Consider the following 26,069-nt stretch of genomic DNA (forward strand, 5'->3'; position numbering starts at 1 on the left):
ACGGGCGGTTATCAGGCGAACAGGCCGCGAACGACCCGTCCAGGAGCGACTGTGAGGCGGCTCAGCGGTCGTCGCGACGCGGGTCGTCGCTGCGGAGATCCTCATCGGCGACGGTCACGCCGGGGATCGCACGATCATCCTCGACGTCGGTGCTCTGCTCCTCCGAGGAGTCCTCGAGATCGGCGGCGAACTCTTCGACGGGGTCGACTCGCTGGGAGACGGCCTGGCGGGCCCACTTCGTCTGGGCGCCGTTCTCGGACTCGAGGATCACGACGTCGTCGTAGGAGTCGATGATCAGGCCGTAGAAGCCGGAATGGGTGCGCACCTCATCGCCGACGCCGAGCTGCTTGACCAGGTCCGCCTGCTTCTGCTGCATCTTCTTCTGGCGGTTCGACATGAACAGCAGGGGCAGCATCATGACGGCGAAGATGAGCAGGAGAGGAAGGAGGGATTCCACGAGGTTCCTTTCGGCGGACGACCCTTCACGATGCTCATGCATAGATCGGGACCTGCCGCGGACGATTGACCGCCCCACTGTACCCGCCGAGGCGTCACTCGACTCCCAGGGGTGAGCGGAGGATCATCGACTCTCAGAAGCGACCGAGCATGGGCGCGATGCCCCCGGGGCCCTCTGGCGGTTCCAAGCCCAGATGGGTCCATGCAGCCGGGGCTGCGGCACGGCCGCGGGGCGTGCGCAGCAGGAAGCCTTCTCGCACCAGGTAGGGCTCCACCATGGTCTCGACCGTCTCGATCTCCTCTCCCACGGCGACCGCGAGGGTGGACAGGCCGACCGGCCCGCCCGCGAACCGCCCGCACAGGGCGGACAGCACCGCGCGATCCAGGCGGTCCAGCCCCCGTTCGTCCACCTCATAGACGCGAAGGGCCTCCTTCGCGGCGCCGAGGTCCAGACGCCCGGTGCCACGGACCTGGGCCCAGTCCCGCACTCGGCGGAGCAGCCGGTTGGCGATGCGCGGGGTGCCCCGTGAGCGGGAGGCGATCTCGATCCCTGCCGCGTCCTCGAGGTCGACCTCGAGGCGCAGCGCCGAGCGCCGCACGACTTCCTGCAGCTCGTCGGCGCCGTAAAAATCGAGATGGCCCATGAAGCCGAAGCGGTCGCGCAGCGGCGCCGGCAGCAGGCCAGCCCGGGTGGTGGCCCCGACCACCGTGAACGGGGGCAGGTCCAAGGGGATCGACGTCGCTCCGACCCCCTTGCCGACGATCACGTCGACCCGGAAGTCCTCCATCGCGATATAGAGCATCTCCTCGGCGGGGCGTGCGAGGCGGTGGATCTCATCGATGAACAGGACCTCCCCCTCATCGAGCGAGGAGAGGATGGCGGCCAGGTCGCCGGCATGCTGCACCGTCGGACCAGAGGTGATTCGCAGCGGGGCGGACAGCTCAGCCGCGATGATCATCGCCAGTGTGGTCTTGCCCAGGCCTGGCGGGCCCGAGAGCAGCACATGCTCCGGGGACCTGCCTCGAGCGGCGGCGGCATCGAGGACCAGCGAGAGCTGGTCGCGCACGACCTTCTGGCCCACGAACTCATCGAGCCGTCGCGGCCGCAGCGCGGCCTCCGCAGCGCGCTCGGGGGGCACCGCCTCGGCACTGGTCACCGACGGGGTGTCGTCCTCGATCATCGATGTCCCCCGAGGCCTCGCAGGGCCTGACGGAGGAGCTCCGCGGAGCCCAGCTCCTCCCCGCCCGCCGCTCGGGCGGAGTCGACCGCGCCGATCGCCGCCTTCTCTGCCCAGCCGAGGCCCACCAGTGCGTCGACGACATCGGCGTCCGCGCCCTGGGGTGTGCTCTGGGCCGCGGAGGGACCGGAGGTGACGGTGCTGGGCGCGGGCAGCTTGCCACCGAGCTCGAGCAGCATGCGACTGGCGACCTTGGGGCCGATGCCGGGAGTCCGGGTGAGCGTCTTGGCATCCTGCTCCGCGACGGCACGCCGCAGCTCCTCGGGCTCGAGCACCGCCAGCACCGCGAGCGCGGTGCGGGGGCCGATCCCGGAGACCGACTGCACGATCCGGAAGGTCTCGGCCTCCTCCGCGTGCGGGAACCCGTAGAGGGTCATCGAATCCTCTCGCACCACCAGTTCGGTGTGGAGGGTGAGCTCGGCGCCGTGGCGGGTGGCGCTGAGGGCTTCAGGCGTGGTGCGGACGAGATACCCGATCCCGGCCACCTCCAGCACGAGGGAGTCGAGGTCGATGCGGGCGACTCGCCCGGTCAGGGATGCGATCACGCGCCAATCCTAGAACACCTGTTCGATCAGTGTCGGGAGGAAGAGCGTTCCCGGGCGCGTCGCGCCTCCCGCTCGGCGCGGGCCCACACCGCCTGTGCGCTGGTGCGCGCTCCCCCGCCGGAGTCCAGCGCCACCGGGCCGGGGCCGCGCCACAGCTGGGTCAGCGCGATCGCCACCGCGTCGGAGGCGTCAGCCGGCTGGGGTGCGGCGTCGAGGCCCAGCAGCTTGATCAGCATGGTCTGGATCTGCTTCTTGTCGGCTCGGCCGCTGCCGGTCACCGCCGCTTTCACCTCCGAGGGGGTGTGCAGCGCGACCGGGATGCCGCGCTCGGCGGCCTCCAGCAGGGCGATTCCCGAGACCTGCGCCGTGCCCATCACGGTGGAGATGTTGTTCTGGCTGAAGACTCGTTCGACGGCGACGGTGTCGGGCGCGAACTCCTCGAGCACGGCGCGCAGCCCCCGTGCGATCGTCAGCAGGCGCTGGTCGAGCGGGGAGGCCGGCGTGGAGACGATCACCCCGGCATGGACGAGCTTCGCACGCCGGCCACCGAGGGCATCGACGACCCCGATCCCGCAGCGGGTCAGCCCAGGATCGACCCCGAGCACGCGCAGCGTCGTCATCGCCTGCACCCCCGGGCGGACGGCGCGCCCTCGCTGCCGGGGGCCGCGCCGTCCACGGGGATCACTCGGCGTCCGCGAGCTGGGCCGCGACGTCGTCCGGGATGTCGAGGTTCGAGAAGACGTTCTGCACGTCGTCGCTGTCCTCGAGGGCCTCGATCAGGCGCAGAGCCTTCTGCGCACCCTCGAGATCCACCGGGGTGCGCATGGTGGGCACGAACTGCGCCTCGGCGCTGTCGTAGTCGATGCCCGCCTCCTGCAGCGCGGTGCGAACGGCCACCACGTCGGTGGCCTCGGAGAGGATCTCGAAGGTCTCGCCCTCGTCGTTGATCTCCTCGGCGCCGGCATCGAGGACCACCTCGAGGAGCTCGTCCTCACTGTGCTCTGCCTTGGAGACGGCGACCACGCCCTTGCGCTCGAACAGGTACGACACCGAGCCGGACTCCGCCATGTTGCCGCCGTTGCGGTTGAAGGCCAGGCGGACCTCGGAGACGGCACGATTCTTGTTGTCGGTGAGGCACTCGACCAGGACTGCGACACCGCCGGGGGCATAGCCCTCGTACATCAGCGTCTCGTAGTCGACGCCTCCGCCATCGAGCCCGCCGCCACGCTTGACGGCGCGGTCGATGTTGTCGTTGGGCACGGAGGTCTTCTTCGCCTTCTGGATGGCGTCGAAGAGGGTGGGGTTGCCGACAGGGTCAGGACCACCCATGCGTGCGGCAACTTCGATGTTCTTGACCAGCTTGGCAAACAGCTTGCCTCGTCTGGCATCGATGATGGCCTTCTTGTGCTTGGTGGTCGCCCACTTGGAATGCCCCGACATCTTTCTCCTCCCGGCTCTGCCGCCGAACGGCGGCGAATTGCCGTCCCATTCTAGGCCAGTGCAGGAATGTTCCAGGAGACATGGCCACGAGGCGCGGGCTGCTGGCGGGCGAAACCCGTTCAGCCTCGCACGACGGGCGCAGTCAGCGAGCCGATCAGGCGACGGTCGGCGGTGACCGTCTCGAGCAGCTCGCGCTCACGTGCACGTGTCTTCGCGCTCGGCGTGCCGAACAGCACGCTGTGCCTTTCGATCCCCAGCGCGATCGAGGTCCGGATCAGATCTCGCATCGCCATCCGGGACACGGCGCCGTGGCGGGCCGCCCAGCGCTCGGCCCGTCGGCGGCGACGCATCGAGACCAGCAGCTCCACCTCGTCGGGCGAGAACCAGCCGGCCCTCCCGTATTCCGCGAGCTGGCGGCGCAGGATGCGCTTCTCCCGCAGTCGGAGGAAGAGCACGATCGCGACCAGCAGCACGAAGATCGGCACCTGCACCGTGACGTAGTAGCGCAGGAAGCCCGCCAGGGGTGCCGCGGGGTCGACCGGGATGAAGAAGGTCGAGCCGTTCCACAGCGCATGCAGCACCATGCCCAGTGACAGGCCACCCGCGCCGAGGCCGAAGTAGAGCATCAGCGATCGTCGTTCGGCGGCGATCCCCAGGCCCAGTCCGCACAGGGCGGTGAAGGAGACATGGGCGAACGGGGAGAGCACTCCGCGCAGGAAGAAGGTCTGCCAGAAGACGGCGACCTCACCGGCGGCCTGTGCCTGGTGGAACGAGCTGCCGAAGTAGAGGATGTTCTCGGTGAAGGCGAAGCCTCCGGCGATCAGCGCCGCGTAGACCACACCGTCGATCGGGCCGGCGATATAGCGACGCCCCCAGATCAGCAGGCCGATCAACCCGGCACTCTTCATGGCCTCTTCGATCACCGGAGCCTGGATGACGGCGCCCAGGAACGAATCGATCAGCTGGTTCGTCTCCGTCGGGGTGATCCACGCCGTGAAGTAGCCGCCGAACCAGAGGGTGAGCAGCACCGAGCCGATCGCACCCCAGGCGAAGGCGTAGACGAGCGACATCCGGGGCTGCGGGGTGTAGCGATCGATCCACCACACCGCGCCGAGGACCAGTGCGACCGGAACCAGGGCGGCCGTGAAGGCGACCAGAGAGGTGCCGAAGCCCAGCGGGAGGATGACGAAGAAGTACAGCGCCAGCGCCGAGACCGCGAGCCCGAGGAAGGACAGTGCGAACAGCACCCAGCGCACCCAGGGACGTCGCCGCTTCGCGCGCTGCGCCTTCCCCTCCCCGATCTGCCCGGGAGCTCGGGGATCCACCCGCTCGACGTCATAGCCGTAGGGGTCACCCGATCGAGAGGGCGGAGCAGGGTGGGGCGGTGCGCCGGTCACGCTCGTCACGGTCGGTCCCGCCTCTCCCCCGGTCGGTGCGGCCGATGAGTTCGCTGTCCGGGGGCCTCACGGTTCAGCGTCGGCACGGCCTCGGTCATGGTAGCTCAGGGCCAGGCGTCGGCGTAGAGCTGACGGGTGTGCCCGAGCAGGATCGGGACCGCCTTCGTGCGGCCGACGATCGGCAGGAAGTTCGCATCCCCGGGCCAGCGCGGGACCACATGCTGGTGGAGGTGCGCGGCGATCCCGGCCCCCGCCACCTCGCCCTGGTTCATGCCGAGGTTGAACCCCGCCGGCCGCGACACCTCGCGGATCACGCGCATCGCCGTCCGGGTGAGCTCGGCGACCTCGAGCACCTCGGCCTCATCCAGGTCGGTGTAGTCCGAGACATGCCGGAAAGGGCACACCAGCAGGTGGCCGGCGTTGTACGGGTAGAGGTTCAGGATCACGTAGGCGGTCTCCCCCCGGTGGACGATCAGCGACTCCTCGTCGGAGCGCTGCGGTGCCGCGCAGAAGGGGCACTGCTGATCGTCGTGGGGATCCTGCGGCTTGTTCTCCCCGCCGATGTAGGCCATCCGGTGCGGGGTCCACAGCCTCTGGGTGTCGTCGGGGACGCCCGCGAAATCGCGGGCGTCCTCGACGACGGGCTCGGGATCCGAGCTCACACCTGGGCCTTCGTCGTCACAGCCTCGACGATCCGCTGGACTGCGGTATCGACATCGATGCCGTTGTCCTGGCTGCCGTCACGCATGCGGAAGGAGACCGCGCCCTTCTCCTGGTCCTCGCCGCCGGCGATGAGCAGATAGGGCACCTTCTCCTTGGTGTGGGTGCGGATCTTCTTCTGCATGCGGTCGTCCGAGGAGTCGACCTCGACGCGGATGCCGTGGGCGCGGAGCTTCGTGGCCACCTCGTCGAGATAGGGCACGTATTCCGCCGCCACCGGGATGCCGACGACCTGCACGGGGGCCAGCCACACCGGGAACGCGCCGGCGTAATGCTCCAGCAGCACGCCGAAGAAGCGTTCGATCGAGCCGAACAGGGCGCGGTGGATCATCACCGGGCGCTGGCGGGAGCCGTCGGAGGCGGTGTACTCGAGCTCGAACAGCTCGGGCTCGAAGAAGTCCAGCTGGATGGTGGACAGCTGCCAGGTCCGACCGATCGCGTCCTTCGCCTGCACGGAGATCTTCGGGCCGTAGAAGGCGGCGCCGCCCGGATCCGGGACCAGGTCCAGGCCGGAGGCGGTGGCAACCTCCTCGAGGGTGCGGGTCGCCTCCTCCCAGGTGCTCTCGTCTCCGACGGACTTCTCGGGATCGCGGGTGGACAGCTCGAGGTAGAAGTCATCCAGGCCGTAGTCCTTGAGCAGGCCCAGGACGAAGTCCAGCGTCGCTGCGATCTCCTCCTTCATCTGCTCACGGGTGGTGTAGATATGCGCGTCGTCCTGGGTGAATCCGCGGGCGCGGGTCAGCCCGTGCACCACACCGGACTTCTCGTAGCGGTAGACGCTGCCGAACTCGAACAGCCGCATCGGCAGCTCGCGGTAGGAGCGACCGCGCGAGCTGTAGATGAGGTTGTGCATCGGGCAGTTCATGGGCTTGAGGTAGTAGTCCTGGCCCTGCTTGGTGATGTTGCCGTCAGCATCGACCTCCTCATCCACGTGCATCGGGGGGTACATGCCGTCGGCGTACCACTCGAGGTGCTTGGAGGTCTCGAAGAGGTTCTTCTTGGTGATGTGCGGGGTGGAGACGAAGGAATACCCGGCCTCGACGTGCCGACGGCGGGAGTAGTCCTCCATCTCCATCTTGATCATCGCGCCCTTGGGATGGAACACCGGCAGCCCGGAGCCGATCTCGTCGGGGAAGGAGAAGAGGTCCAGCTCGTTGCCGAGGCGGCGATGATCGCGGCGCTCGGCTTCGGCGATGCGCTCCTGGTGGGCACGCAGCTCGTCCTTGGACGGCCAGGCGGTGCCGTAGACGCGCTGCAGCATCGGGTTCTTCTCGCTGCCGCGCCAGTAGGCGGCGGCGGAGCGGGTGAGTGCGAAGCCGTTGCCGATCAGCTTGGTGCTGGGCAGGTGCGGGCCGCGGCACAGATCCGTCCAGACGGTCTGGCCCTTCTTGTCCACGTTGTCATACATGGTCAGCCCACCCTCGCCGACCTCGACGCTGGCCCCTTCGGCGGCGTCACCGGCCTGGGACTTCAGTCCGATCAGCTCGAGCTTGTACGGCTCGGAGACCGCCTCGGCCCGGGCGTCGTCGTCGGAGATCTCGCGGCGCACGAAGCGCTGGCCGGACTTGATGATCCGGTTCATCTCCTTCTCGAGCGTCTTGAGGGACTCCGGGGTGAAGGGCTCGACGACATCGAAGTCGTAGTAGAAGCCGTCGGTGATCGGCGGCCCGATGCCGAGCTTGGCCTCAGGATTCGTCTTCTGCACTGCCTGGGCGAGCACATGGGCGGTGCTATGACGGAGGATCGACAGTCCGTCAGGGCTGGAGATGTCGACACCGTCGACGACCTGCCCGGCGGAAAGGGCGGTGTCCAGGTCCCGCAGCTCGCCGTCGATGCGAAGGGCGATGATCGAGGTGGTGTCCGCGAAGAGCGCGGTGCCCGTGGTCCCCTCGTCGATGTGCTGGGGTGAACCGTCGAGGGTGATGGCGATCTGGGCCACGGAGTTGCTCCTTGTGTTCGGGTCGAGCCGGCCGACGATGCCGGCTCCGCCGCCGATGGTATCCGGCGCAGGCAGAACGCCTCGACCCCTGGGGCGCGCGTCACCTCCGTCACGTCGTGGCCGTGACGGTATGCACACCGTGACGGCGATGCACCTGTCCGTAGACGGGACGGCCGATCTTCAGATTGTCAGATCGCTGAACTGGCGCTGCACGACATCCCTCCCCAGGAAGGAGTGCGTCCCTCCGCGCGCTCACCAACGAGACGGCACGACGAGGCGACGTCACCATGAGCCAGAACACACAGACGACCAAGGAGCTCCTCGAGGACCTCCGCAGCGCCAAGCCACGGCGACGAAAGCGCCATAGCGCAGGACTCGACAAGGTGGTCTTCGGCGTCGCCGGGGTCCTCGCCATCGCCTTCGTGGTGCGGGGGCTGATCTCACCGACCGGCCTCGGCACCGTCGCCACCAACGCCCTGAACGGCGTGATGGAGAACTTCGGATGGCTGTACGTGATCGCGGCGACGGTGTTCACCGTCTTCGTCATCGTCGTCGCCATCTCCCGCTTCGGCCGCATCCCACTGGGGCGGGACGGCGAGGAGCCGCAGTTCCGTACCGCGTCCTGGATCTCGATGATGTTCGCGACCGGTATGGGGATCGGCCTCGTCTTCTATGGCGTGGGCGAGCCCCTCTTCTTCTACATGTCTCCGCCGCCTGGCACCGTGGATGGTCAGACCGCCGCGGCGATGACCACGGCCATGGGCACCACCCTGTTCCACTGGACCCTCTACCCGTGGGCGATGTACGCGATCGTGGGACTGGGCATGGCCTACGGCACCTACCGCCTGGGTCGGCCGCAGCTGTTCTCCTCGATGTTCGCCTCGATCTTCGGAGAGCGCGTCTCCGAGAGCATCGGCGGCCGCATCATCAATATCCTTGCGATCCTGGCCACACTGTTCGGTTCGGCCTGCTCCCTGGGTCTCGGTGCCCTGCAGATCGGTGGCGGGATCGAGTCCGTCGGCCTGCTGGAAGAGGTGAAGTCACCCGTCCTGGTGATCATCATCGCCGCCCTCACCGCCTGCTTCGTGGCCTCAGCCGTCTCCGGCGTGGAGCGCGGCATCCAGTACCTCTCGAACATCAACATGGTGCTCGCGGTGGTGCTCGCCGTGGTCGTCTTCATCGGCGGTCCGACGCTCTTCATCCTCAACGTGGTGCCCAACGCCGTCGGCGGTTTCATCGGCGACCTGCCCCAGATGGCTTCGCGCACCGCCGCAGCGGGCGATGAATCCATGGCCTCATGGATGAGCACCTGGACGATCTTCTACTGGGCCTGGTGGGTCTCCTGGTGCCCCTTCGTGGGCCTGTTCATCGGTCGCATCTCCCGCGGCCGCACGATCCGCCAGTTCATCGTGGGCGTCTTGCTGGTCCCCTCGGTGGTCTCGCTGCTGTGGTTCTCCGTCTTCGGCGGGGGCGCGATCGGCATCCAGGAACGCGCCGAGCGTGCCGGAGACACCACGAAGATGCTCTCGCAGATCGTCGACGGCGCACCGGACATCGACTTCGACCTCATCCTGTTCGACACCCTCCGGGCGCTCCCCCTGCCCGGCGCAGTCCTCGTCGCGCTGATGGTCCTGACGGTGCTGCTGATCGCCATCTTCTTCGTCACCGGTGCCGACTCGGCCTCGATCGTCATGGGCGGTCTCAGCGAGCGGGGCGCCGAGGAGCCGACCCGGAAGGTCGTCATCTTCTGGGGCGTGGCCACCGGCGCCGTCGCCGCGATCATGCTGCTGGCCGGCGGTAACGACCCGGCTGCTGCACTGAACGGTCTGAAGAACATCACGATCGTGGCCTCCCTGCCCTTCGTGATCGCCATGCTCCTGCTGTGCGTGGCGATCTGGAAGGACCTCTCCCGGGATCCGCTGATGATCCGCAACCGGCTGGCCCGGCACATCCTCGAAGACTCCGTGGACACCGCCATCGATCGTCATGACGGCGAGCCCTTCGAGCTGCGCACCGTCGAGACGATCGTCGAGGTGACGCCCGCGGATGCCAAGAAGCTCGAAGCGGAGAAGGAGGCCCGCGAGCGCTCGCGGGGAACGGACACCGCGTCGCCAGCGGTGGAGGACGAGCACCCCCAGGGGACCGACGAGTCGCCGGAGCCCAAGAGCTGACCCTCCTGGCGCCGCCGAGCCGGCGTCCGTCCCATTGACGAGGGCCCCTGCCGATCGGCAGGAGCCCTCGTGTGTTGCGTTCCGCCCCGGTCACCGTGCCTCTTGGAAGTCACCGGAGCCCCGGGACGCAGCAAGGGCCCCGGTCCGCAGACCGGGGCCCTTCTGTGCTGGTGGGCGATACTGGGATCGAACCAGTGACCTCTTCCGTGTCAGGGAAGCGCGCTACCGCTGCGCCAATCGCCCAGGACGGCATCGTACAGACGCCGACGGAGGTGGGTACGGGATTCGAACCCGTGTACACGGCTTTGCAGGCCGTTGCCTAACCACTCGGCCAACCCACCGGGATGTGCCACACCAAAGGAAAAGGCGCTTCCGACGATCGTCGAATGCGCCGCTCCCAGAGCGGACGACCGGATTCGAACCGGCGACCCTCACCTTGGCAAGGTGATGCTCTACCAACTGAGCTACGTCCGCATGACATGGATCCGAAAATCCTGCCGTGGGCGATACTGGGATCGAACCAGTGACCTCTTCCGTGTGAAGGAAGCGCGCTACCCCTGCGCCAATCGCCCGAAGGTGCTGGCCACCCTCTCGAGTGGACCAGAAGAATCTTACATGGTTTCCGCAGTGCCCCGCACCGATCCGGGTGTGACCTACGTCCTGACGTGCTTTTCGATGGCCCCACAGCCGCTCGCCACAGCCTCCGCCGCGACTGCAGCTGCCACCGCGAATCCCTCCACACCCCTTCGCGCCCACACTTAAGTGCGGCCCGATCCAGGGCCCACTGCACTCACGCCCCTCCCCAGCCCCTGCACGCCTACAGCATAGAGTGCTCAGCACGCGCAGGGCTCGACACATACGAGGGGGCGGGCGTCGAAGCGCCGCTCCGGGCCTGCCCATTCCGGACCGACTGAACGGGCGACGCCGAACGGGTGACGCTGAACGGGTGACGCTGAACGGGTGACGCCGAACGGGAGTCGGCAGGCGGGATCCCACCCGGGCTCAACGCAGGCATGGCCCGCCTCCTCGCCGAGGCGTCCTCGCCGAGGTGGGAGGCACGAGCTCGGAGGGAAATGGCGGTGACCTCGGACACTGTGCGGTCCCTGCATTTGCGAAGCGGACCGGAGCCGAATATTGTCTTCCTTCGTCGGCACTGCCGATGTGCGGACGTAGCTCAGTTGGTAGAGCATCACCTTGCCAAGGTGAGGGTCGCCGGTTCGAATCCGGTCGTCCGCTCCATCCCACCCCCGCATCCTCGGATGCATTGGGCGATTGGCGCAGCGGTAGCGCGCTTCCCTGACACGGAAGAGGTCACTGGTTCGATCCCAGTATCGCCCACCACGGAAGGCCCCCTCGGAACGTCGAGGGGGCCTTCGTCGTGCCTCGCCCGGGACGCTTCCCGTACTCGGGGCCGCCATCGGCGAGCTGAGCGGCCCCGCGAACACTGCGCCTGCTGCGAACGCTGGAACCGAGCAGCGCGAGCATCTCGGAACCGAGGTGCTCGCGCATCACATCGGGCCGGCGATGTGATGTCCTGAGTGAGTGCCCCGGGTCCGGGACGCATCCAGGAATAAGCCGTCTACTCTGAGGTCATGCAGATCTGGCCCGGACAGTCCTACCCCCTGGGTGCCACCTTCGATGGGTCGGGCACCAACTTCGCCCTCTTCTCAGAGGTGGCGGAGCGCGTCGAGCTATGCCTGATCGGCGACGACGGTGCCGAGCGCCGGGTCGAGATCACCGAGGTCGACGCCTACGTATGGCACGTCTACCTGCCGTCGGTCCAGCCCGGCCAGCGCTACGGCTTCCGGGTGCACGGCCCTTACGATCCCGCCGCAGGGCATCGCTGCGACCCCTCGAAGCTCCTGCTGGATCCCTATGCGAAGGCGATCGCCGGGATGGCGAGCAACCATCCCTCGCTCTACAGCTACGACTTCGAGGACCACGAAGCTCGCAACACCGAGGACTCCGCCGCGCACACCATGCACTCGGTGGTCGTCTCCCCCTTCTTCGACTGGGGCAACGACCATCCACCGGCCCATGAGTACCACGACACCGTCATCTACGAGGCTCACATCAAGGGCTTGACGATGCTCCATCCCGACATCGATGAGGACATCCGGGGCAGCTATGTCGCGATGGGGCACCCGGCGATCATCGATCACCTCAAAGAGCTGGGCGTCACCGCGGTGGAGCTGATGCCGGTCCATCAGTTCGTGCAGGACGGCCACCTGGTCGAGAAGGGCATGCGCAACTACTGGGGCTACAACACCATCGGCTTCTTCGCCCCGCACAACGAGTACGCGCACGCCGGACAGCTGGGCCAGCAGGTCCAGGAGTTCAAGCAGATGGTCAAGAACCTGCACGAGGCGGACATCGAGGTGATCCTCGACGTGGTCTACAACCACACCGCCGAGGGCAACCAGATGGGCCCGACCCTGTGCTTCCGCGGCATCGACAACGCCGCCTACTACCGCCTGGTCGACGAGGACAAGGCCCACTACTACGACACCACCGGCACCGGGAACTCCCTGCTCATGCGCACCCCGCACGTGCTCCAGCTGATCATGGACTCGCTGCGCTACTGGGTCACCGAGATGCATGTGGACGGTTTCCGCTTCGATCTCGCCTCGACCCTGGCCCGTGAGCTGCACGAGGTGGACCGCCTCTCGGCCTTCTTCGACATCATCCAGCAGGATCCGGTGATCTCCCAGGTGAAGCTCATCGCCGAGCCCTGGGACCTCGGTGAGGGTGGCTATCAGGTGGGCGGGTTCCCGCCCCTGTGGTCGGAGTGGAACGGCAAGTACCGCGACACGGTGCGGGACTTCCACCGCTCAGAGCCGGACACGATCGGTGACTTCACCTCACGCCTGGCCGGCAGCTCAGACCTCTACCAGCACACCGGGCGCACCCCGATCGCCTCGATCAACTTCGTGACCGCCCACGACGGCTTCACCATGCGGGACCTGGTCTCCTACAACGACCGGCACAACGAGGCCAACGGAGAGGACGGGAAGGACGGCGAGAGCCACAACCGCTCCTGGAACTCCGGAGTCGAGGGCCCGAGCGAGGACCCGGAGGTACGGGAACTGCGCCTGCGCCGCACCAAGAACCTGATGGCCACGCTGCTGCTGAGCCAGGGCGTGCCGATGATCCTGCACGGCGACGAGATGGGCCGCACCCAGAACGGCAACAACAACACCTACTGCCAGGACAACGAGCTGTCGTGGATGGACTGGGAGCTGAACCAGTTCGAGATGGAGATGCTCTGGTTCACCCAGCAGATGATCACGCTGCGGAAGGAGCATCCGATCTTCCGGCGCCGCCGCTTCTTGAAGGGAGTGGTGCGCGACGACGCTGACTCCCCGCTCGCGGACGTGGTCTGGATCGGCACCGACGGAACGCTGATGACCGATGCGGACTGGCAGGATCCCCACAACAAGTGCCTGACCATGTTCCTCAACGGCTCCGCGATCCCCGAGCCGAATCTGCGCGGCGAGCGCATCATCGACGATTCGGCGCTGGTGATGTTCAATGCCTCCGGAAATCCTGTCGACTTCACCCTTCCCTCGGCCGAACACGGCGCGCAGTGGAAGGTCGAGCTGGGCACCGGCGGCACGATCGACGTCGGGGACGTGCTCGACGCCGGGCAGACGATCAGTCGGCCCAGCCATTCTCTGCTCGTCCTGCTGCGTCCGCCGCTGACGGAGCAGGGTGAGGATGCCGCCGCCCCGCGGGAGGTCCGCGGGGAGCAGGGAGAGATCCGCCCCATCCGCGCCTGAGACCGATTCCCCCCCTGCCCCGGGGCAGCGACCTTGGCCCGGGCCGTGATGAAGGAGAGCATCGACCCGTGAGCACCGATTCCAGCCACCGTCCCGCCGCGAGGGGGGCTGAAACCGCGACCACCACCGGTGCCCTGCGCGCCATCCGGCCCGTGCCGACCTCCACGTACCGTCTGCAGCTGCACGAGGGCTTCACCGCCGACGATGCCGTAGCCGTGGTCCCGTATCTCGCCCGGCTCGGCGTGGGGCACCTGTTCTGCTCCCCCGTGCTGCAGGCGGCTCCCGGGTCCACCCATGGCTATGACGTGGTCGACCATTCCCGGATCGGCGAGGAGATCGGCGGAGAGGGGGCGCTGCGCCGACTTGCCGACGCCGCGCACGCCCACGGGATGGGACTGATCGTCGACGTGGTGCCCAACCACATGGCGATCCCCACCCCGATCTGGCACAACCGTGCGCTGTGGTCGGTGCTGCGGGACGGGCCCCGCTCCCCCTTCGCCGACTGGTTCGATCTTGACCCCTCGTCTGAGCTGTCCATCCTGGTGCCCGTCCTCGGCAGGACCATCGGTGCGGTCCTGGCCGATGGGGAGATCAGTGTGGGCCCGGAGGAGATCCCTCAGGCCGACGGCACCACCGCGGTCGAGACCGTGGTGCGCTACTTCGACCATGTGCTCCCGGTCGCCGCCGGCACCGAGCACCTGGGCCTGGCGGATCTGCTCGAACGGCAGTGGTACCGCCTGGCGTATTGGAAGGTCTCCGATGAGGAGCTGAACTACCGCCGCTTCTTCGACGTGGACACCCTCGCCGGGCTCCAGGTGGAGCTGCCGCACGTGTTCGAGGCGACCCATGCGACGCTGCTGCGTCTGCAGGGCGAAGGGGTCATCGACGGCTACCGCATCGATCATCCCGACGGCCTGTCCGATCCCCGCGGCTACCTGCGGGACCTCGAAAGCTCCACCGGTGGCGCCTGGACCGTGGTGGAGAAGATCCTCGAGGGCGAGGAGCAGCTGCCCGGTGATTTCCCCTGTGCGGGGACCACCGGCTACGACGCCCTCTGGCGAGTGGGAGGGCTCTTCCATGACCCGCACGGGGCGATCGGTCTGACGCATCTGTGGCAGCGACGCACCGGGGACCTGCGCCCCTTCGAGGAGGTCGCCGAGGAGTCGACGGACCTGATCGTCTCCACCAGCCTGTGGGCGGAGGTTGAACGGCTGACCACCCTGATCCACCGCATCTGCCAGGAGGACATCCGCCTGCGCGACACGACCCGTCGGAACCTGCAGAAGGTGATCGTCGCGCTGCTGGGGTCGATGGACCGCTACCGCGCTTACATCGTCCCCGGCGAGCCGGCCTCCGGCTCCGAGCGGGCGGTCCTCGAGCAGGCGGCGGCCCGCGCGCGCCAGCGTCTCGGTGAGGACGAGGATGTGGTGACCACCCTGGAGACGGTGCTCGCGCTGGTCTGCGGGGACGAGGTGGGCAGCGCGGGCCGTACGGGCAGCGCGGAGCGGGACGAGGTGGTGGTGCGCTTTGCACAGACCTGCGGCCCGGTCCACGCCAAGGGGCTCGAGGACACCGCCTTCTACCGCTACACCCGCTTCCTGCCTGTCAACGAGGTCGGCGCGGACCCGGACCGGATCGGTGTCGAACCGGACCAGCTGCACGATCATGCGCAGTCGATGGTCCGCACCCGCCCCGATGCGATGACCACTCTGTCCACGCATGACACCAAGCGCAGCGAGGACGTCCGGGCGCGGCTCGCGGTGCTCACCGAGCAGCCGCTGGAATGGGCGCTGGTGGTGCAGGATCTCGACCGTGCGACCGCCGAGGACCGCGGGGACCGGGTCGACGGGGCGATCGAGCTGCTCCTCTGGCAGACCCTCGCCGGATGCTGGGAGCTTCCCGGATCGTCGGCCGCGGCGCTGAGCGCGGAGCGGCTCGAGGGATATCTGCTCAAGGCCATGCGGGAGGCGAAGAGCTTCACCACCTGGACCGAGCAGGATGCGGACTACGAGCAGCAGGTGCTGGCGCTGGGACGCGCGGCGCTGGAGTCCTCCGACGTGCAGCGGATCCTCACCGACTGGACTCGCCGCACTGCCGCCGCGCAGCGCAGCGCGATCCTCGGGCAGAAGCTGGTGCAGCTGACGATGCCCGGGGTGCCGGATGTGTATCAGGGCAATGAATCGATCGATCTCTCCCTCGTGGATCCGGATAACCGGCGCCCCGTGGACCATGCGCTCCATGAGGAGCGGCTGGCCCGGATGATCGAGGGTGCCGGACCCGATGGGATCGCCGACGAGAAGCTCTGGCTCACCCACCGTGCGCTGGTGCTGCGCAGAGCGCGCCCTGAGCTCTTCCAGGGACGGGACGCGAGCTACCATCCGCTGCCCACCACCACGGGACATGCGGTCGCCTTCGGTCGGGCGGCCGCGGAGGGAGACGTTGAGGTCGTCACGGTCGTCACTCGCCTCGCCCTTGGGCTCGCCCAGCGTGGAGGCTGGGGAGACGGCTGGATCGCGCTGCCTTCCGGACGCTGGCGGGATGCGCTCAGCGGCGCCGAGTTCGACGGCGGTCAGGTGAGCCTCGGCGAGCTGCTCGACGCCTGGCCCGTCGCGCTGCTGGTGCGCAGCGCGGGGATGGAGGAGTCCCGATGACCACCGGTGCTGCGAGCCCTCCCGGCCCCCGCCGCTATGACCGCTTCGAGCTGTGGGCCCCGGCCGTCCGCACCGTGGAGGTGCGGATCGACGGCGTCGTGCACCCGATGAGCGCGAGCGCAGAGGGCTGGTTCCGCCTGCCCGACGTGCCCGCCGTGCCGGGAGCCCGCTATGCCTACCGGCTCGATCAGGGCGAGCTATGGCTGCCCGATCCGAGGTCCCTGTCGCAGCCGGACGGCGTGCACGGCGAGAGCGAGGTCCTCGATCCTCGGTCCCTGCGCACCGCGACCCCATGGCGGGGCAGGAGCCTGCGCGGGCGGGTGCTCTACGAGCTCCACGTCGGCACCTTCGCCCCCGGGCCCGACGGGCGCGGAGGCAACTTCGACTCCGCCATCGAGCGGCTCGACGCACTGGTCGAGCTGGGGGTCGACGCGATCGAGCTGCTGCCGGTGGCGACCTTCCCCGGAGATCGCGGCTGGGGCTATGACGGGGTGGGCCTGTACGCGGTCCATGCCGCCTATGGCGGGCACGCCGGGCTGGCCCGCTTCGTCGAGGCCGCGCATTCCCGCGGGCTCGCCGTGCTGCTCGATGTGGTGCACAACCATCTGGGCCCCTCCGGGAACTACCTGGGCATGTTCGGGCCCTACTTCACCGACCAGCACGAGACCCCGTGGGGCGAGGCGGTCAACCTCGATCAGCCGGGCTCCCGCCAGGTGCGCGACTTCCTGCTGGGCAGCGTCCGTCAGTGGCTGGTGGACGTGGGCCTGGACGGGCTGCGCCTGGACGCCGTCCACGAGCTGCAGGACGATTCCCCGCAGCACTTCCTGGCCGAGCTCGCCGAGGCGGTCTCCACCTGGGAGGACGAGACCGGCCGCGAGCTGACCCTGATCGCAGAATCTGACCGCAACGACCCGGCCACGGTCTCCCCCACCCGCGCCGGCGGCCTCGGCATGGACATGCAATGGGCCGACGATGTCCACCATGGCGTCCACGCCTGGATCACGGGCGAGCGGGCAGGCTATTACGGAGACTTCGGGAGCGCCGAGGCGCTCGCCGCCGTGCTGCAGCGGGTCTTCCTGCATGCGGGCACTTTCTCCACGTTCCGCGACACGGTGTGGGGAGCTGCCGTGGATCCGGCGTCCGCCGACTACGACGCGCACTCCTTCGTGACCTTCCTGCAGAATCACGACCAGGTGGGCAATCGCGCGAGCGGAGACCGCATCCACCATGGCATCGACCTCGCGCAGCAGGCCGCGGCGATCGCCCTGATCCTGCTGGGCCCGGGTACCCCGATGCTGTTCCAGGGCGAGGAGTGGGCGGCCTCGACGCCGTTCGCCTTCTTCACCGACCATGACGACGAGCTGGGCCCGCTGGTGAGCGCCGGGCGGGTCGCGGAGTTCGCCGCCATGGGCTGGGCCGAGCAGGTCCCCGATCCGCAGTCGCGAACGACCTTCGAGTCCTCGATGCTACTTTGGAGCGAGCGGGAGCAGGGCAGCCATGCCCAGATGCTGCAGTGGTATCGCACGTTGATCGCCCTGCGCCGGGAGCAGGCGGACTTCCATGATCCGGACCTCCGACGCACCAGGGTCAAGGTGCTCGCCGAGGAGACCGTGCTGCTGCAGCGCGGGGATCTAGCCGTACTGGCCCATCGAGGACCGGGTCCGCTGGCTGGAGGTCTCCGCGCGGCCGAGGTGCTCGCCTCCTTCGGCGGGATCGATCGAGCACCGGACGGCACGCTCTCGATGCCCGGCCCCGGAGCAGCGGTGCTGCGTCCCCTACCGGCTGTCTAGGGGGGCCAGGAGACGGCGTCGGCACTGCCTGAGCGGGTCAAGAAACTCCGTCGGCGCCGCCTGAGCGGGTCAAGAGACTGCGTCGACCCCGCCCGTGCGCAGCAGCCCCGCACCGTCGTTCGCGAGTGAGGCGAGCCGCGAGAGGGATCGCAGGTACTTCTTGCGGTAGCCGCTGCGCAGCAGCTCCTCGGAGAAGAGGTCACCGAGCACGGGGGGCGCATCGTCGCCGTCGCGCTCCCCTTCTCGCTCCTCTTCGCGCTCGCCGTTGTTGCCCGGTGCGAGGGCTACGAGGGTGGGCACCTCCCTGTCGTAGAGCCGGTCCACCAGGACCACGAAGCGCAGGGCGTCGTGATGACGGGTGAGCCCATGCATGCCGACGAGGTGGACTGAGGAGACCTCATCGATCAGGGCGCCATAGCGGGAGGGGTGCACGGTGCTCAGGTGCTTCAGCAGCGGGTCGAAGCTGTCGAGTGTCGCCCCCGGGGTGGACCCGGCGTGCTCAGCCACCTCCGCCTCGGGAAGGGTGCAGATCTCGCTGACGCCGTCACGCCGCCGGTAGTCCTCGCCGTCGATCCGCAGCACCTGGAACCGCTGAGCCATGGCCTGGATCTCCCGCAGGAAGTCCTGGGCGGCGAAACGTCCCTCGCCGAGCGCATCGGGCAGGGTGTTCGAGGTGGCGACGATCGCGACGCCCCGGTCGGAGAGCTCGCGGATCAGACGGGTCATCAGCAGGGTGTCGCCGGGATCGTCGAGCTCGAACTCGTCGATGCACACCAGCTGCGACTCGCCCAGCAGGTCGACCGCCTTCTGGAACCCGAGCGCCCCCACCAGATCGGTGTACTCCACGAAGGTGCCGTAGACGCGCGCGCCGTCGACCGCATGGAACAAGCTGGTGAGCAGGTGGGTCTTGCCGACCCCGAAGCCGCCGTCGAGGTAGATGCCGAGCGCGGGCTCCGGCTTCCGGCGCAGGCGGGCCAGGAAGCCGCCGCGCGGCTGCCCGAGCGCAGCGGCGAAGGCGGTGATGCGCTGCTTGGCCTCCTCCTGGGAGGGATACGCGGGGTCCGGGACGTAGTTATCCAACCGCGCCTGGGCGAAGCGCGGCGGCGGCACCAGATCTGCGAGCAGGCGCTCGAGGGAGGGTGCGGGCCGGCGGTCGCTCAGTGCATCGGTCACGCCGGTCAGTGTAGGCGGCGGGATCCCGCGCTCGCCGGTTCTCCGCCTCGGGTGCCGCTGGTGGATGAGCGAGACCACATCGCCGCGCAGCCCCACTCGTCGCCACCGACCGCCGCTGACCGCCGCTGACCTCCCTGACCGCCCCGACCGCCACCCGGCGGCGCACATCGCCGCCTGGCCCCGGTGCGGCAGTGCTGGCGCAGGCCTCACGACCGCCAGCGACGGTTCAGAGTCGGAGGCCGATCGATCCCTCGAGAGCAGGAGAGGCGGGGTCTCGCACCGGCACCTCGACCCTGCCCACGGACTCCTCGAGTCCCAGCTCGCGCACCAGGTAGTCCGCGAGCAGCCGTTCATAGCGGGCCGGGTCGCGGTTCCACTCCCGGGTGTGAGAGGCGCCCTCGAAGGGGACGAATTCGATGAGGTCGGGCCGCAGCGCAGCAAGCTGCCTGCTGGGCTCGGGCGGGACCGTCTCGTCATCCAGGGCATGGAACAGCAGGGTGGGATGGATGAGGCGCTCGGCGTAGTACGGAGGCGTCATCTCATGCAGCGCGAGCGGCTCATGCAGGCGCACCATCCGGGCACCGATCTGCGAGGTCATCATCCACAGGGCGAGCTGTCGCATCGGAGTGGGAGCTTTGAGGGAGGTCGCGTGATGGAACAAGATGTCCTGCCAGTCCACGGCCGGGGAGTCCAGCACCAGCGCGATGATGCGGTCCCGATGCGCAGAGCGGACGGAGGTGCGCAGCGCGATCCCACCGCCCATCGACCATCCCACCAGCACGATCCGACGTGCCCCCTGCGCCACCGCGTAGTCGATCGCGGACTCGGTGTCCTCCCACTCAGCGGCTCCGAGATGGTGCATGCGGTCAGCGGAGGGAGGTGCGCCGACGTCATTGCGATAGGTGATCGCCAGGCTTGTCAGGCCCAGCCTGTGCAGCAACGGGATCACGCGCAGCGCCTCACCGCGCGCGGAGCCGTGCCCGTGGATGAGGATCGCCCAGGTGTCCTCATTGCCGCTGGCGGAGCCGTGGTCAGCATCGGGCCGCACCTGCCAGGCGGGCATGTGCCCCACCGGCGAGTCGATCTGGACCTCCTCGGTGGGCAGGCCGTGAGCGGTCTGCGGGGTCCCGGCCCAGTAGAAGCCGTTGCTCGCGGCGCGGTCCACCTCGAGCGGCTCCGCCGTGTCATCGCCCCATCGGGGCCGCGAGACGGTGGTGGGCGTCGGCCGCCCGTCGACCGGCCCCAGCCGGACGTGGACGGCGCCACCGCCCTGGCGGAGTGCGAGCACCCCACCGCGACGGGTGACCTTGGTGTCGTCCAGATGAACTCGATCCGGGTGGACCGCGCGGATCGCCACGTCCCGGCGGCCGCGCAGGGTCTCGCGCGGCACCAGCGGCAGTCTGGCCATGACCCGTGCCCCCACGGTGAGCAGGCCTCCGCTGAGCGCGAACATCGAGGCCGCTCCGACGGCGCCGTAGACGGCCACCTCGGGCCAGCGTGCCTGGTCAGGACGATGCGGGCGGGGCAGGAAACGGCCCAGCGAGCCGGTGGTCCGGCGGGTCCGGTAGAGGTCGCGCGTCATACCGCGCATCCTATCGGGGGGCTAGGATCGAGACTGTGAACGCCTCGTTCACCATCCCCTCACGAGCGATCGCCAGCTCGTATGAGCGACACCCTCGGGCGTCGCAGAATCGGAGGCTCTCAGATGTCCACCGAACCCATCGGCACCCGTCCGTACCCGATCACCGTCAGCGATCTGGAGTGGCGCGAGCGCCTCTCCCCTGGTGAGTACCAGGTCCTCCGACAGGGCGGCACCGAACGCCCCGGCACCGGTGACTACGAGGAGGTCCGCTCAGCGGGCACCTATGCCTGCAAGGGGTGCGGCGCTGAGCTGTTCACCGCCACCACCCAGTTCGACGCCCACTGCGGCTGGCCAGCTTTCTACGCCCCCACGGACTCCGACGCCGTGGAGCTGCTCGAGGATGTCTCCCTGGGGATGCGGCGCATCGAAGTGCGCTGCGCCGGCTGCGGTTCCCACCTGGGTCACGTCTTCGAGGGAGAGGGCTTCGCGACGCCGACGGACCAGCGGTACTGCATCAACTCGATCAGTCTGGTCCATAGCGACGACGCGAGCGCGAGCGCCGCCGACCCCGCCTGATCGCGCAGCACGACGAGCTGATCCCGCAGAGCGGGGAGAGCTCGGCGCGCCTGCCGGACTCGAGGTCACGCCGCGGATAGCCTCCCTGCGTGTCCGTCCATCGAATCCGCTCCAGCGATGACACCTTCCGTGCCGCCATCGACGCCATGACCAACGCTCCTCAGCCCGCAGAGTTCAGCTGGCGCACCATCCCCGCCCCGTCGCGGATGGCACCGTCGACGTGGGCCTGCACCGGCGAGATCCTCGTGCATGACGATGAGCTCGCCTCCGGTCGCCTGGTGATCCTGCACGATCCGGAGGGGCAGGAGTCCTGGGACGGCACATACCGGATGGTCGCGCTGGTCCAGGCGCAGCTCGAACCCGAGTTCGCGATCGAGTCGATGCTCGGCGACGTGGCCTGGTCCTGGGTCACCGAGTCCCTCGAGCTCCATGAGGCCGAGGCCCGGGAGCTGGGCTGCACCGCCACCCGGGTGGTCTCCCAGTCCTACGGGGCGCTCGCCTCGCGCGCGTCCACGGTGGACGTCGAGATGCGGGTGTCCTGGACGCCCGAGCCGCTCGTACCCTCGGACAGCCCCAGTGCACAACAGGACGCCGGGCAGGGAGAACTGCCGGCCATCGATCTGGTGCCCCATTTCGCTGCCTGGACCGCGATGCTTGCTGCGGCCGGCGGTCTGCCCCCGGCACCGCCGCGCATCGCCCCGATCGCCCCCACCCATCGCGCGAGGGCACCGCGCCCCGAGGAAGCGGGAGACGCCCGGTGACGGACTCGCCCCAGCTCAAAAACCTCAAGGCGCCCCGCGACGGTCTCATGCCCGTCATCGATCGGATCCAGCCGCTGCTGGCCTGGTGCGAGGCCGCCGCCACCGCTCCCGAGGAGCCGGTCTCGGTCGATGCCGAGCGTGCCTCGAGCTACCGCTACAGCTCTCGGGCCTATCTGGTCCAGCTGCGCACCGAAGCGGCCGGCACCGCGCTCATCGATCCCCTGGCATTCCCGATGCCGGGCACCCTGATCAAGCTGCTGGCGGGTCGGGAATGGGTGCTGCATTCGGCGGGCCAGGACCTTCCGAGCCTCGCCGAGCTCGGCCTGCACCCGGCAGCGCTCTTCGACACCGAGCTGGCCGCGCGGCTGCTGGGGATGGAGCGGGTGGGTCTCGGCGCAGTCGTCGAGGACACCCTGGGACTGCATCTGGCCAAGGAGCACTCCGCCGCTGATTGGTCGCGGCGCCCGCTGCCCGAGGGATGGCTCAGCTACGCGGCCCTCGATGTGGAGGTGCTCGTGGAGGTCCGTGAGGTCCTGGTCGAGCGGCTGCGCGCGGCGGGCAAGGAGGACTGGGCGCGCCAGGAGTTCGAGCACGAGCGCACCCGCGAGCACGGACCCACCCGGTCCTCCAGCTGGCGGGGGCTGCACGGCCTGGGGGGCCTGCGCAGCACCCGACAGCTCGCGGCGGCCCGCGAGATGTGGAACCGTCGCGATCAGATCGCGAGCGCCGAGGACCTCTCCCCACACCGGGTGATCAAGGATCGGGACATCGTCGCCGCCGCGAAGGAGGCACCCCGAGGCCGGGAGGCCTTCGACCGTGCGCTGCCCGCTAAGCTCCGCCGCAAGGACACCTGGTGGCAGGCCGCACGCACCGGGATCGAACTGCCTCCGGCTCATCTGCCCGAGCGCAGCGAACGCTCCTATCCCCCGCCGCACAAGCTGTGGTCCAAGAAGTACCCCGAGGTCGCCGAGCGCTACCAGCTGGTGCGCACCGCCGTCGGTGAACGGGCGGAGGATCTCGAGATGCCGCCGGAGAACCTGCTCCAGCCCGCGCTGCTGCGCCACTGGGTGTGGGAGCACGAGCAGGCCCCGGAGGAGACCGAGATCGCCGAGCAGCTGACCGCACTCGGCGCCCGGCCGTGGCAGGTCGAGCAGGCCGCTCCGGTGATCCACCGGTCACTCACCGAGCAGGACTGACAGCAAGCTGGACTGAGACCGCACCAGTTCGAATCATGCCGGTTCAGACCGCGCCGGTTCAGTCCCTCCCTGGACGCTCCATGAACGGCGCGTCGGCAGCTCGCAGCTGCGTCGCGCGCTCGGATCCAGCGCTGCGCAGCACCTGCAGCGCCAGCAGAGCGGAGACCGTGGTCCCGTTCGTGATGCGGCCCTCGAGCACCGCGGTCACCGCCTCGGACAGCGGCACCCAGCGGGAGATCAGCTCCGCCTCCTCATGGGTGCGTTCGAACTCCGCGGAGCTCACTCGCACGCCGGAGGCGAGGTACACGCGGATCACCTCGTCGTTGCCTCCCGGGCTGGGACGCAGATCCACCAGGGTCTGCATCTGCCCGGGCTCATATCCGGTCTCCTCGGCGAGCTCCCGCGCCGCGGCGATGTGCGGTGCCTCGCCGTCGAGATCGAGCAGGCCAGCCGGGATCTCCCAGAGGCTGTGGCCCACTGGATGGCGGTACTGCCGGATCATCAGCACCCGGTCCTGATCGTCGACGGCGAGCACCGCCACCGCTCCGGTGTGCCAGACGTACTCGCGGTCGAAGCGCACTCCCTCAGCGAAGTCCACGGTGTCCCGCACCAGATCCCACACCATGCCTTCATGCAGAAGGCGATGAGCGGCGACCGGGCGGCGGTCGGGCAGATCCCGCAGAGGCGCCTCGGTGCCGCTCTCGGCGCGGTTCTCAGCGGTGCGGTGCTCAGCGGTGCGGTTCTCAGCGGTGCGGCTCTCAGCGGTGCGGCTCTCGGCGGTGCGGCTCTCGGCGGTGCTGCTCTCCGCGGAGCCGCGGTTCTGGTCAGTCATCTGCTCGCTCCTTCGTCATCGTGTCGTCCTTCGGCGTCGTGCCGTCGAGGTCCTGTGCGGCATCGGCAGGTTCCGAGGGGACCTCCAGCAGCCGGGTCGCCTTCTGCAGCTCAACCGCTGCGCCGATCAGCCCCGCGAACAGTGGATGGGCGCGGGTGGGGCGGGACTTGAGCTCGGGGTGCGCCTGAGTGCCGATGTAGAAGGGGTGAACCTCCGGGTCGAGCTCGACGAACTCGACCAGGCTGTGGCCATCCTCGAGCTGCGAGGTCCCCGAGATCCGCAGCCCTGCCTGCTCGAGCGATTCGCGGTACGCGTTGCCGACCTCGTAGCGGTGACGGTGACGCTCGGAGACCGTGGTGGTGCCATAGGTCCGGGCTGCGAGTGAACCCTCCACCAGCGTGTGCTCATAGGAGCCCAGGCGCATCGTCCCGCCCAGGTCACCCTGACCGGAGACGATGGCGGCCTGTTCGGCCATGGTGGCGATCACCGAATGGGCGGTGTCCGGATCGAACTCGGTGGAGTGGGCATCTGCCAGAGCGAGCTCGCTGCGGGCGTACTCGATGACCATCGACTGCATTCCCAAGCACAGCCCCAGCGCAGGGATGCCACGGGTGCGCGCGTGGCGGAGGGCACCGATCTTCCCGTCGACCCCTCGCACCCCGAACCCGCCGGGCACCACGATCGCGTCGACCCCCTTGAGCTGTTCCGCCGCCCCCTCGGGGCTGGTGCAGAGATCGGACTCGATCCAGCGCAGGTTCACTTTCGCGCGGTGGTGGAAGCCCCCGGCTCGCAGCGCCTCGGTGACCGAGAGATAGGCGTCCGGCAGGTCGACGTACTTGCCGACCAGGGCGACGCTGACCTCGTAGTCGGGGTGATGGACCCGCTGCAGCAGCTCCTCCCACTGCGCCCAGTCGACGTCATGGCTGAGCAGGTCGAGGCGACGGATGGCGTAGGCGTCCAATCCCTCCCCGTGCAGCACCCGCGGGATCTCATAGATCGAGGAGGCATCCGCGCAGGTGACCACTGCGTCGAGGTCCACATCGCACATCGAGGAGATCTTCGCCTTCACCGAGGCGGGCAGCTCACGGTCGCTGCGCAGCACGATCGCATCGGGTTGGATGCCGATCGAGCGCAGTGCCGCCACGGAGTGCTGGGTGGGCTTGGTCTTCAGCTCCTTGGACGGACCGATGAAAGGCACCAGGGAGACGTGCACGAAGAACACATTGTCCCGGCCCACGTCCTGGCGCACCTGACGTGCCGCCTCGAGGAACGGCTGGGACTCGATGTCGCCGACGGTCCCGCCGATCTCGGTGATGATCACATCGATGTCGTCCCCGGCCTGGGAGCGCATCGACGCCTTGATCGCATCGGTGATGTGCGGGATCACCTGGACCGTGTCGCCGAGGTACTCGCCTCGGCGCTCCTTCGCGATCACGGTGGAGTAGACCTGGCCGGTGGTGATGTTGGAGTTCGCGGTGAGGTTCTCATCGAGGAACCGCTCGTAGTGCCCGATGTCCAGATCGGTCTCGGCGCCGTCCTCGGTGACGAACACCTCTCCGTGCTGGAACGGGTTCATGGTGCCCGGATCCACGTTGAGGTACGGATCGAGCTTCTGCATCGTCACCCGCAGTCCGCGACTGCTCAGCAGCATCCCGAGAGACGAGGCGGTCAGCCCCTTGCCGAGGCTCGAGACGACGCCGCCGGTGACGAAGATGTGCTTGGTAGTGCCGTGGTTCCTGAAGGGCTTGGCCGCTGCGGCCGCCCCAAGTCGTTGAAGGGGGCTGGTGCCGGTCTGGGGGGCGCTCGCGCTGTTATCTACCACG

19 protein-coding genes, 6 tRNA genes and 1 pseudogene are annotated in these 26,069 nt (G+C 68.7%); 10 read left to right on the forward strand and 16 right to left on the reverse strand.

Annotated elements, in window-relative coordinates; translation table 11 throughout:
* Positions 1–61: 61 nt before the first annotated feature.
* The 8 genes from yajC to thrS form a co-directional block, all read right to left on the reverse strand.
* Entirely contained in the window at positions 62–457 is a 396-nt protein-coding gene (yajC, locus tag ACT3SQ_RS11655; protein WP_441445655.1) for a preprotein translocase subunit YajC, read from the reverse strand.
* 133 nt (positions 458–590) lie between these two features.
* Positions 591–1,637: a Holliday junction branch migration DNA helicase RuvB gene (gene ruvB, locus ACT3SQ_RS11660; protein ID WP_441445654.1), complete on the reverse strand. Its 1,047-nt coding sequence runs from the start codon at positions 1,635–1,637 to the stop codon at positions 591–593.
* The gene (gene ruvA / locus ACT3SQ_RS11665; protein WP_441445653.1) at positions 1,634–2,239 is read right to left on the reverse strand and encodes a Holliday junction branch migration protein RuvA; all 606 of its coding nucleotides are present in this window, start codon (positions 2,237–2,239) and stop codon (positions 1,634–1,636) included. Before ruvA ends, ruvB begins: the two co-directional genes overlap by 4 nt.
* 26 nt (positions 2,240–2,265) lie before the next feature.
* Positions 2,266–2,859 carry a crossover junction endodeoxyribonuclease RuvC gene (ruvC, locus tag ACT3SQ_RS11670; protein ID WP_441445652.1) on the reverse strand — a complete coding sequence of 198 codons (594 nt, stop codon included), beginning with the start codon at positions 2,857–2,859 and terminating at the stop codon, positions 2,266–2,268.
* Positions 2,860–2,920: 61 nt separating this feature from the next.
* Positions 2,921–3,679: a YebC/PmpR family DNA-binding transcriptional regulator gene (locus tag ACT3SQ_RS11675; RefSeq protein ID WP_442332258.1), complete on the reverse strand. Its 759-nt coding sequence runs from the start codon at positions 3,677–3,679 to the stop codon at positions 2,921–2,923.
* 119 nt (positions 3,680–3,798) lie between these two features.
* Positions 3,799–5,076, reverse strand: a complete 1,278-nt coding sequence (locus ACT3SQ_RS11680; protein WP_441445650.1) for a PrsW family intramembrane metalloprotease — start codon at positions 5,074–5,076, stop codon at positions 3,799–3,801.
* 104 nt (positions 5,077–5,180) lie between these two features.
* Positions 5,181–5,738, reverse strand: coding sequence for an HIT family protein (locus ACT3SQ_RS11685; RefSeq protein WP_444502509.1), 558 nt, complete (start codon positions 5,736–5,738; stop codon positions 5,181–5,183).
* Positions 5,735–7,735, reverse strand: a complete 2,001-nt coding sequence (gene thrS, locus ACT3SQ_RS11690; protein WP_441445648.1) for a threonine--tRNA ligase — start codon at positions 7,733–7,735, stop codon at positions 5,735–5,737. Before thrS ends, ACT3SQ_RS11685 begins: the two co-directional genes overlap by 4 nt.
* A gap of 287 nt (positions 7,736–8,022) precedes the next feature.
* Between thrS and ACT3SQ_RS11695 the strand changes: the two genes are divergently transcribed.
* Positions 8,023–9,906 carry a BCCT family transporter gene (locus ACT3SQ_RS11695; protein WP_441445647.1) on the forward strand — a complete coding sequence of 628 codons (1,884 nt, stop codon included), beginning with the start codon at positions 8,023–8,025 and terminating at the stop codon, positions 9,904–9,906.
* A gap of 168 nt (positions 9,907–10,074) precedes the next feature.
* On the opposite strand, the gene ACT3SQ_RS11700 is transcribed toward ACT3SQ_RS11695, so the two are convergent.
* From ACT3SQ_RS11700 to ACT3SQ_RS11715, 4 genes are all read right to left on the reverse strand, one after another.
* Positions 10,075–10,149: transfer RNA gene (locus ACT3SQ_RS11700), tRNA-Val, on the reverse strand.
* Positions 10,150–10,176: 27 nt separating this feature from the next.
* Positions 10,177–10,247, reverse strand: a tRNA-Cys gene (locus ACT3SQ_RS11705).
* Positions 10,248–10,307: 60 nt separating this feature from the next.
* A tRNA-Gly gene (locus ACT3SQ_RS11710) sits at positions 10,308–10,380 on the reverse strand.
* Between the two features lie 26 nt (positions 10,381–10,406).
* Positions 10,407–10,478: transfer RNA gene (locus ACT3SQ_RS11715), tRNA-Val, on the reverse strand.
* 591 nt (positions 10,479–11,069) lie between these two features.
* Here ACT3SQ_RS11715 and ACT3SQ_RS11720 point away from each other — a divergent pair.
* The 5 genes from ACT3SQ_RS11720 to treZ all read left to right on the forward strand — a co-directional run bounded on the left by ACT3SQ_RS11720 (position 11,070) and on the right by treZ (position 18,126).
* Positions 11,070–11,145, forward strand: a tRNA-Gly gene (locus tag ACT3SQ_RS11720).
* Positions 11,146–11,172: 27 nt separating this feature from the next.
* Positions 11,173–11,247, forward strand: a tRNA-Val gene (locus ACT3SQ_RS11725).
* 251 nt (positions 11,248–11,498) lie between these two features.
* The gene (gene glgX / locus ACT3SQ_RS11730) at positions 11,499–13,685 is read left to right on the forward strand and encodes a glycogen debranching protein GlgX (protein ID WP_441445620.1); all 2,187 of its coding nucleotides are present in this window, start codon (positions 11,499–11,501) and stop codon (positions 13,683–13,685) included.
* A gap of 68 nt (positions 13,686–13,753) precedes the next feature.
* The gene (treY, locus tag ACT3SQ_RS11735; protein ID WP_441445621.1) at positions 13,754–16,336 is read left to right on the forward strand and encodes a malto-oligosyltrehalose synthase; all 2,583 of its coding nucleotides are present in this window, start codon (positions 13,754–13,756) and stop codon (positions 16,334–16,336) included.
* A complete protein-coding gene (gene treZ, locus ACT3SQ_RS11740; RefSeq protein WP_441445622.1) occupies positions 16,333–18,126 on the forward strand; it encodes a malto-oligosyltrehalose trehalohydrolase in 1,794 nt (597 codons plus the stop codon). The genes treY and treZ overlap by 4 nt, the downstream gene beginning before the upstream one ends.
* Positions 18,127–18,195: 69 nt before the next feature.
* On the opposite strand, the gene zapE is transcribed toward treZ, so the two are convergent.
* Positions 18,196–19,299, reverse strand: a complete 1,104-nt coding sequence (gene zapE, locus ACT3SQ_RS11745; protein ID WP_441445623.1) for a cell division protein ZapE — start codon at positions 19,297–19,299, stop codon at positions 18,196–18,198.
* A gap of 226 nt (positions 19,300–19,525) precedes the next feature.
* Complete coding sequence (locus ACT3SQ_RS11750; RefSeq protein ID WP_441445624.1) at positions 19,526–20,881, reverse strand: alpha/beta hydrolase family protein; 1,356 nt, start codon at positions 20,879–20,881, stop codon at positions 19,526–19,528.
* 123 nt (positions 20,882–21,004) lie between these two features.
* On the opposite strand from ACT3SQ_RS11750, the gene msrB reads away from it, so the two are divergent.
* From msrB to ACT3SQ_RS11765, 3 genes are all read left to right on the forward strand, one after another.
* A complete protein-coding gene (gene msrB / locus ACT3SQ_RS11755; RefSeq protein ID WP_441445625.1) occupies positions 21,005–21,457 on the forward strand; it encodes a peptide-methionine (R)-S-oxide reductase MsrB in 453 nt (150 codons plus the stop codon).
* Between the two features lie 89 nt (positions 21,458–21,546).
* On the forward strand, positions 21,547–22,218 hold the full coding sequence (locus ACT3SQ_RS11760) for a DUF3000 family protein (RefSeq protein WP_441445626.1): 672 nt from the start codon (positions 21,547–21,549) through the stop codon (positions 22,216–22,218).
* A 47-nt stretch (positions 22,219–22,265) separates the two neighbouring features.
* Positions 22,266–23,414, forward strand: coding sequence for an HRDC domain-containing protein (locus ACT3SQ_RS11765; RefSeq protein ID WP_444601154.1), 1,149 nt, complete (start codon positions 22,266–22,268; stop codon positions 23,412–23,414).
* Positions 23,415–23,472: 58 nt separating this feature from the next.
* Here the strand turns inward: ACT3SQ_RS11765 and ACT3SQ_RS11770 are convergent, their stop codons facing one another.
* Positions 23,473–24,096 (reverse strand): NUDIX domain-containing protein, encoded by a 624-nt coding sequence (locus tag ACT3SQ_RS11770; protein WP_441445646.1) that lies wholly within the window; start codon positions 24,094–24,096, stop codon positions 23,473–23,475.
* Between ACT3SQ_RS11770 and ACT3SQ_RS11775 the strand changes: the two are divergent.
* Positions 24,058–24,174 (forward strand): annotated as a pseudogene (locus ACT3SQ_RS11775) (hypothetical protein); the annotation flags it as partial. The gene ACT3SQ_RS11770 and the pseudogene ACT3SQ_RS11775 sit on opposite strands and share 39 nt — an antisense overlap.
* 64 nt (positions 24,175–24,238) lie before the next feature.
* Here ACT3SQ_RS11775 and ACT3SQ_RS11780 read toward each other — a convergent pair.
* Positions 24,239–26,068 (reverse strand): CTP synthase, encoded by a 1,830-nt coding sequence (locus ACT3SQ_RS11780; RefSeq protein WP_441445627.1) that lies wholly within the window; start codon positions 26,066–26,068, stop codon positions 24,239–24,241.
* Between the last annotated feature and the right edge of the window lies 1 nt (position 26,069).

This window comes from Brachybacterium sp. AOP42-C2-15, from assembly GCF_052377065.1.
Classification (GTDB): domain Bacteria; phylum Actinomycetota; class Actinomycetes; order Actinomycetales; family Dermabacteraceae; genus Brachybacterium.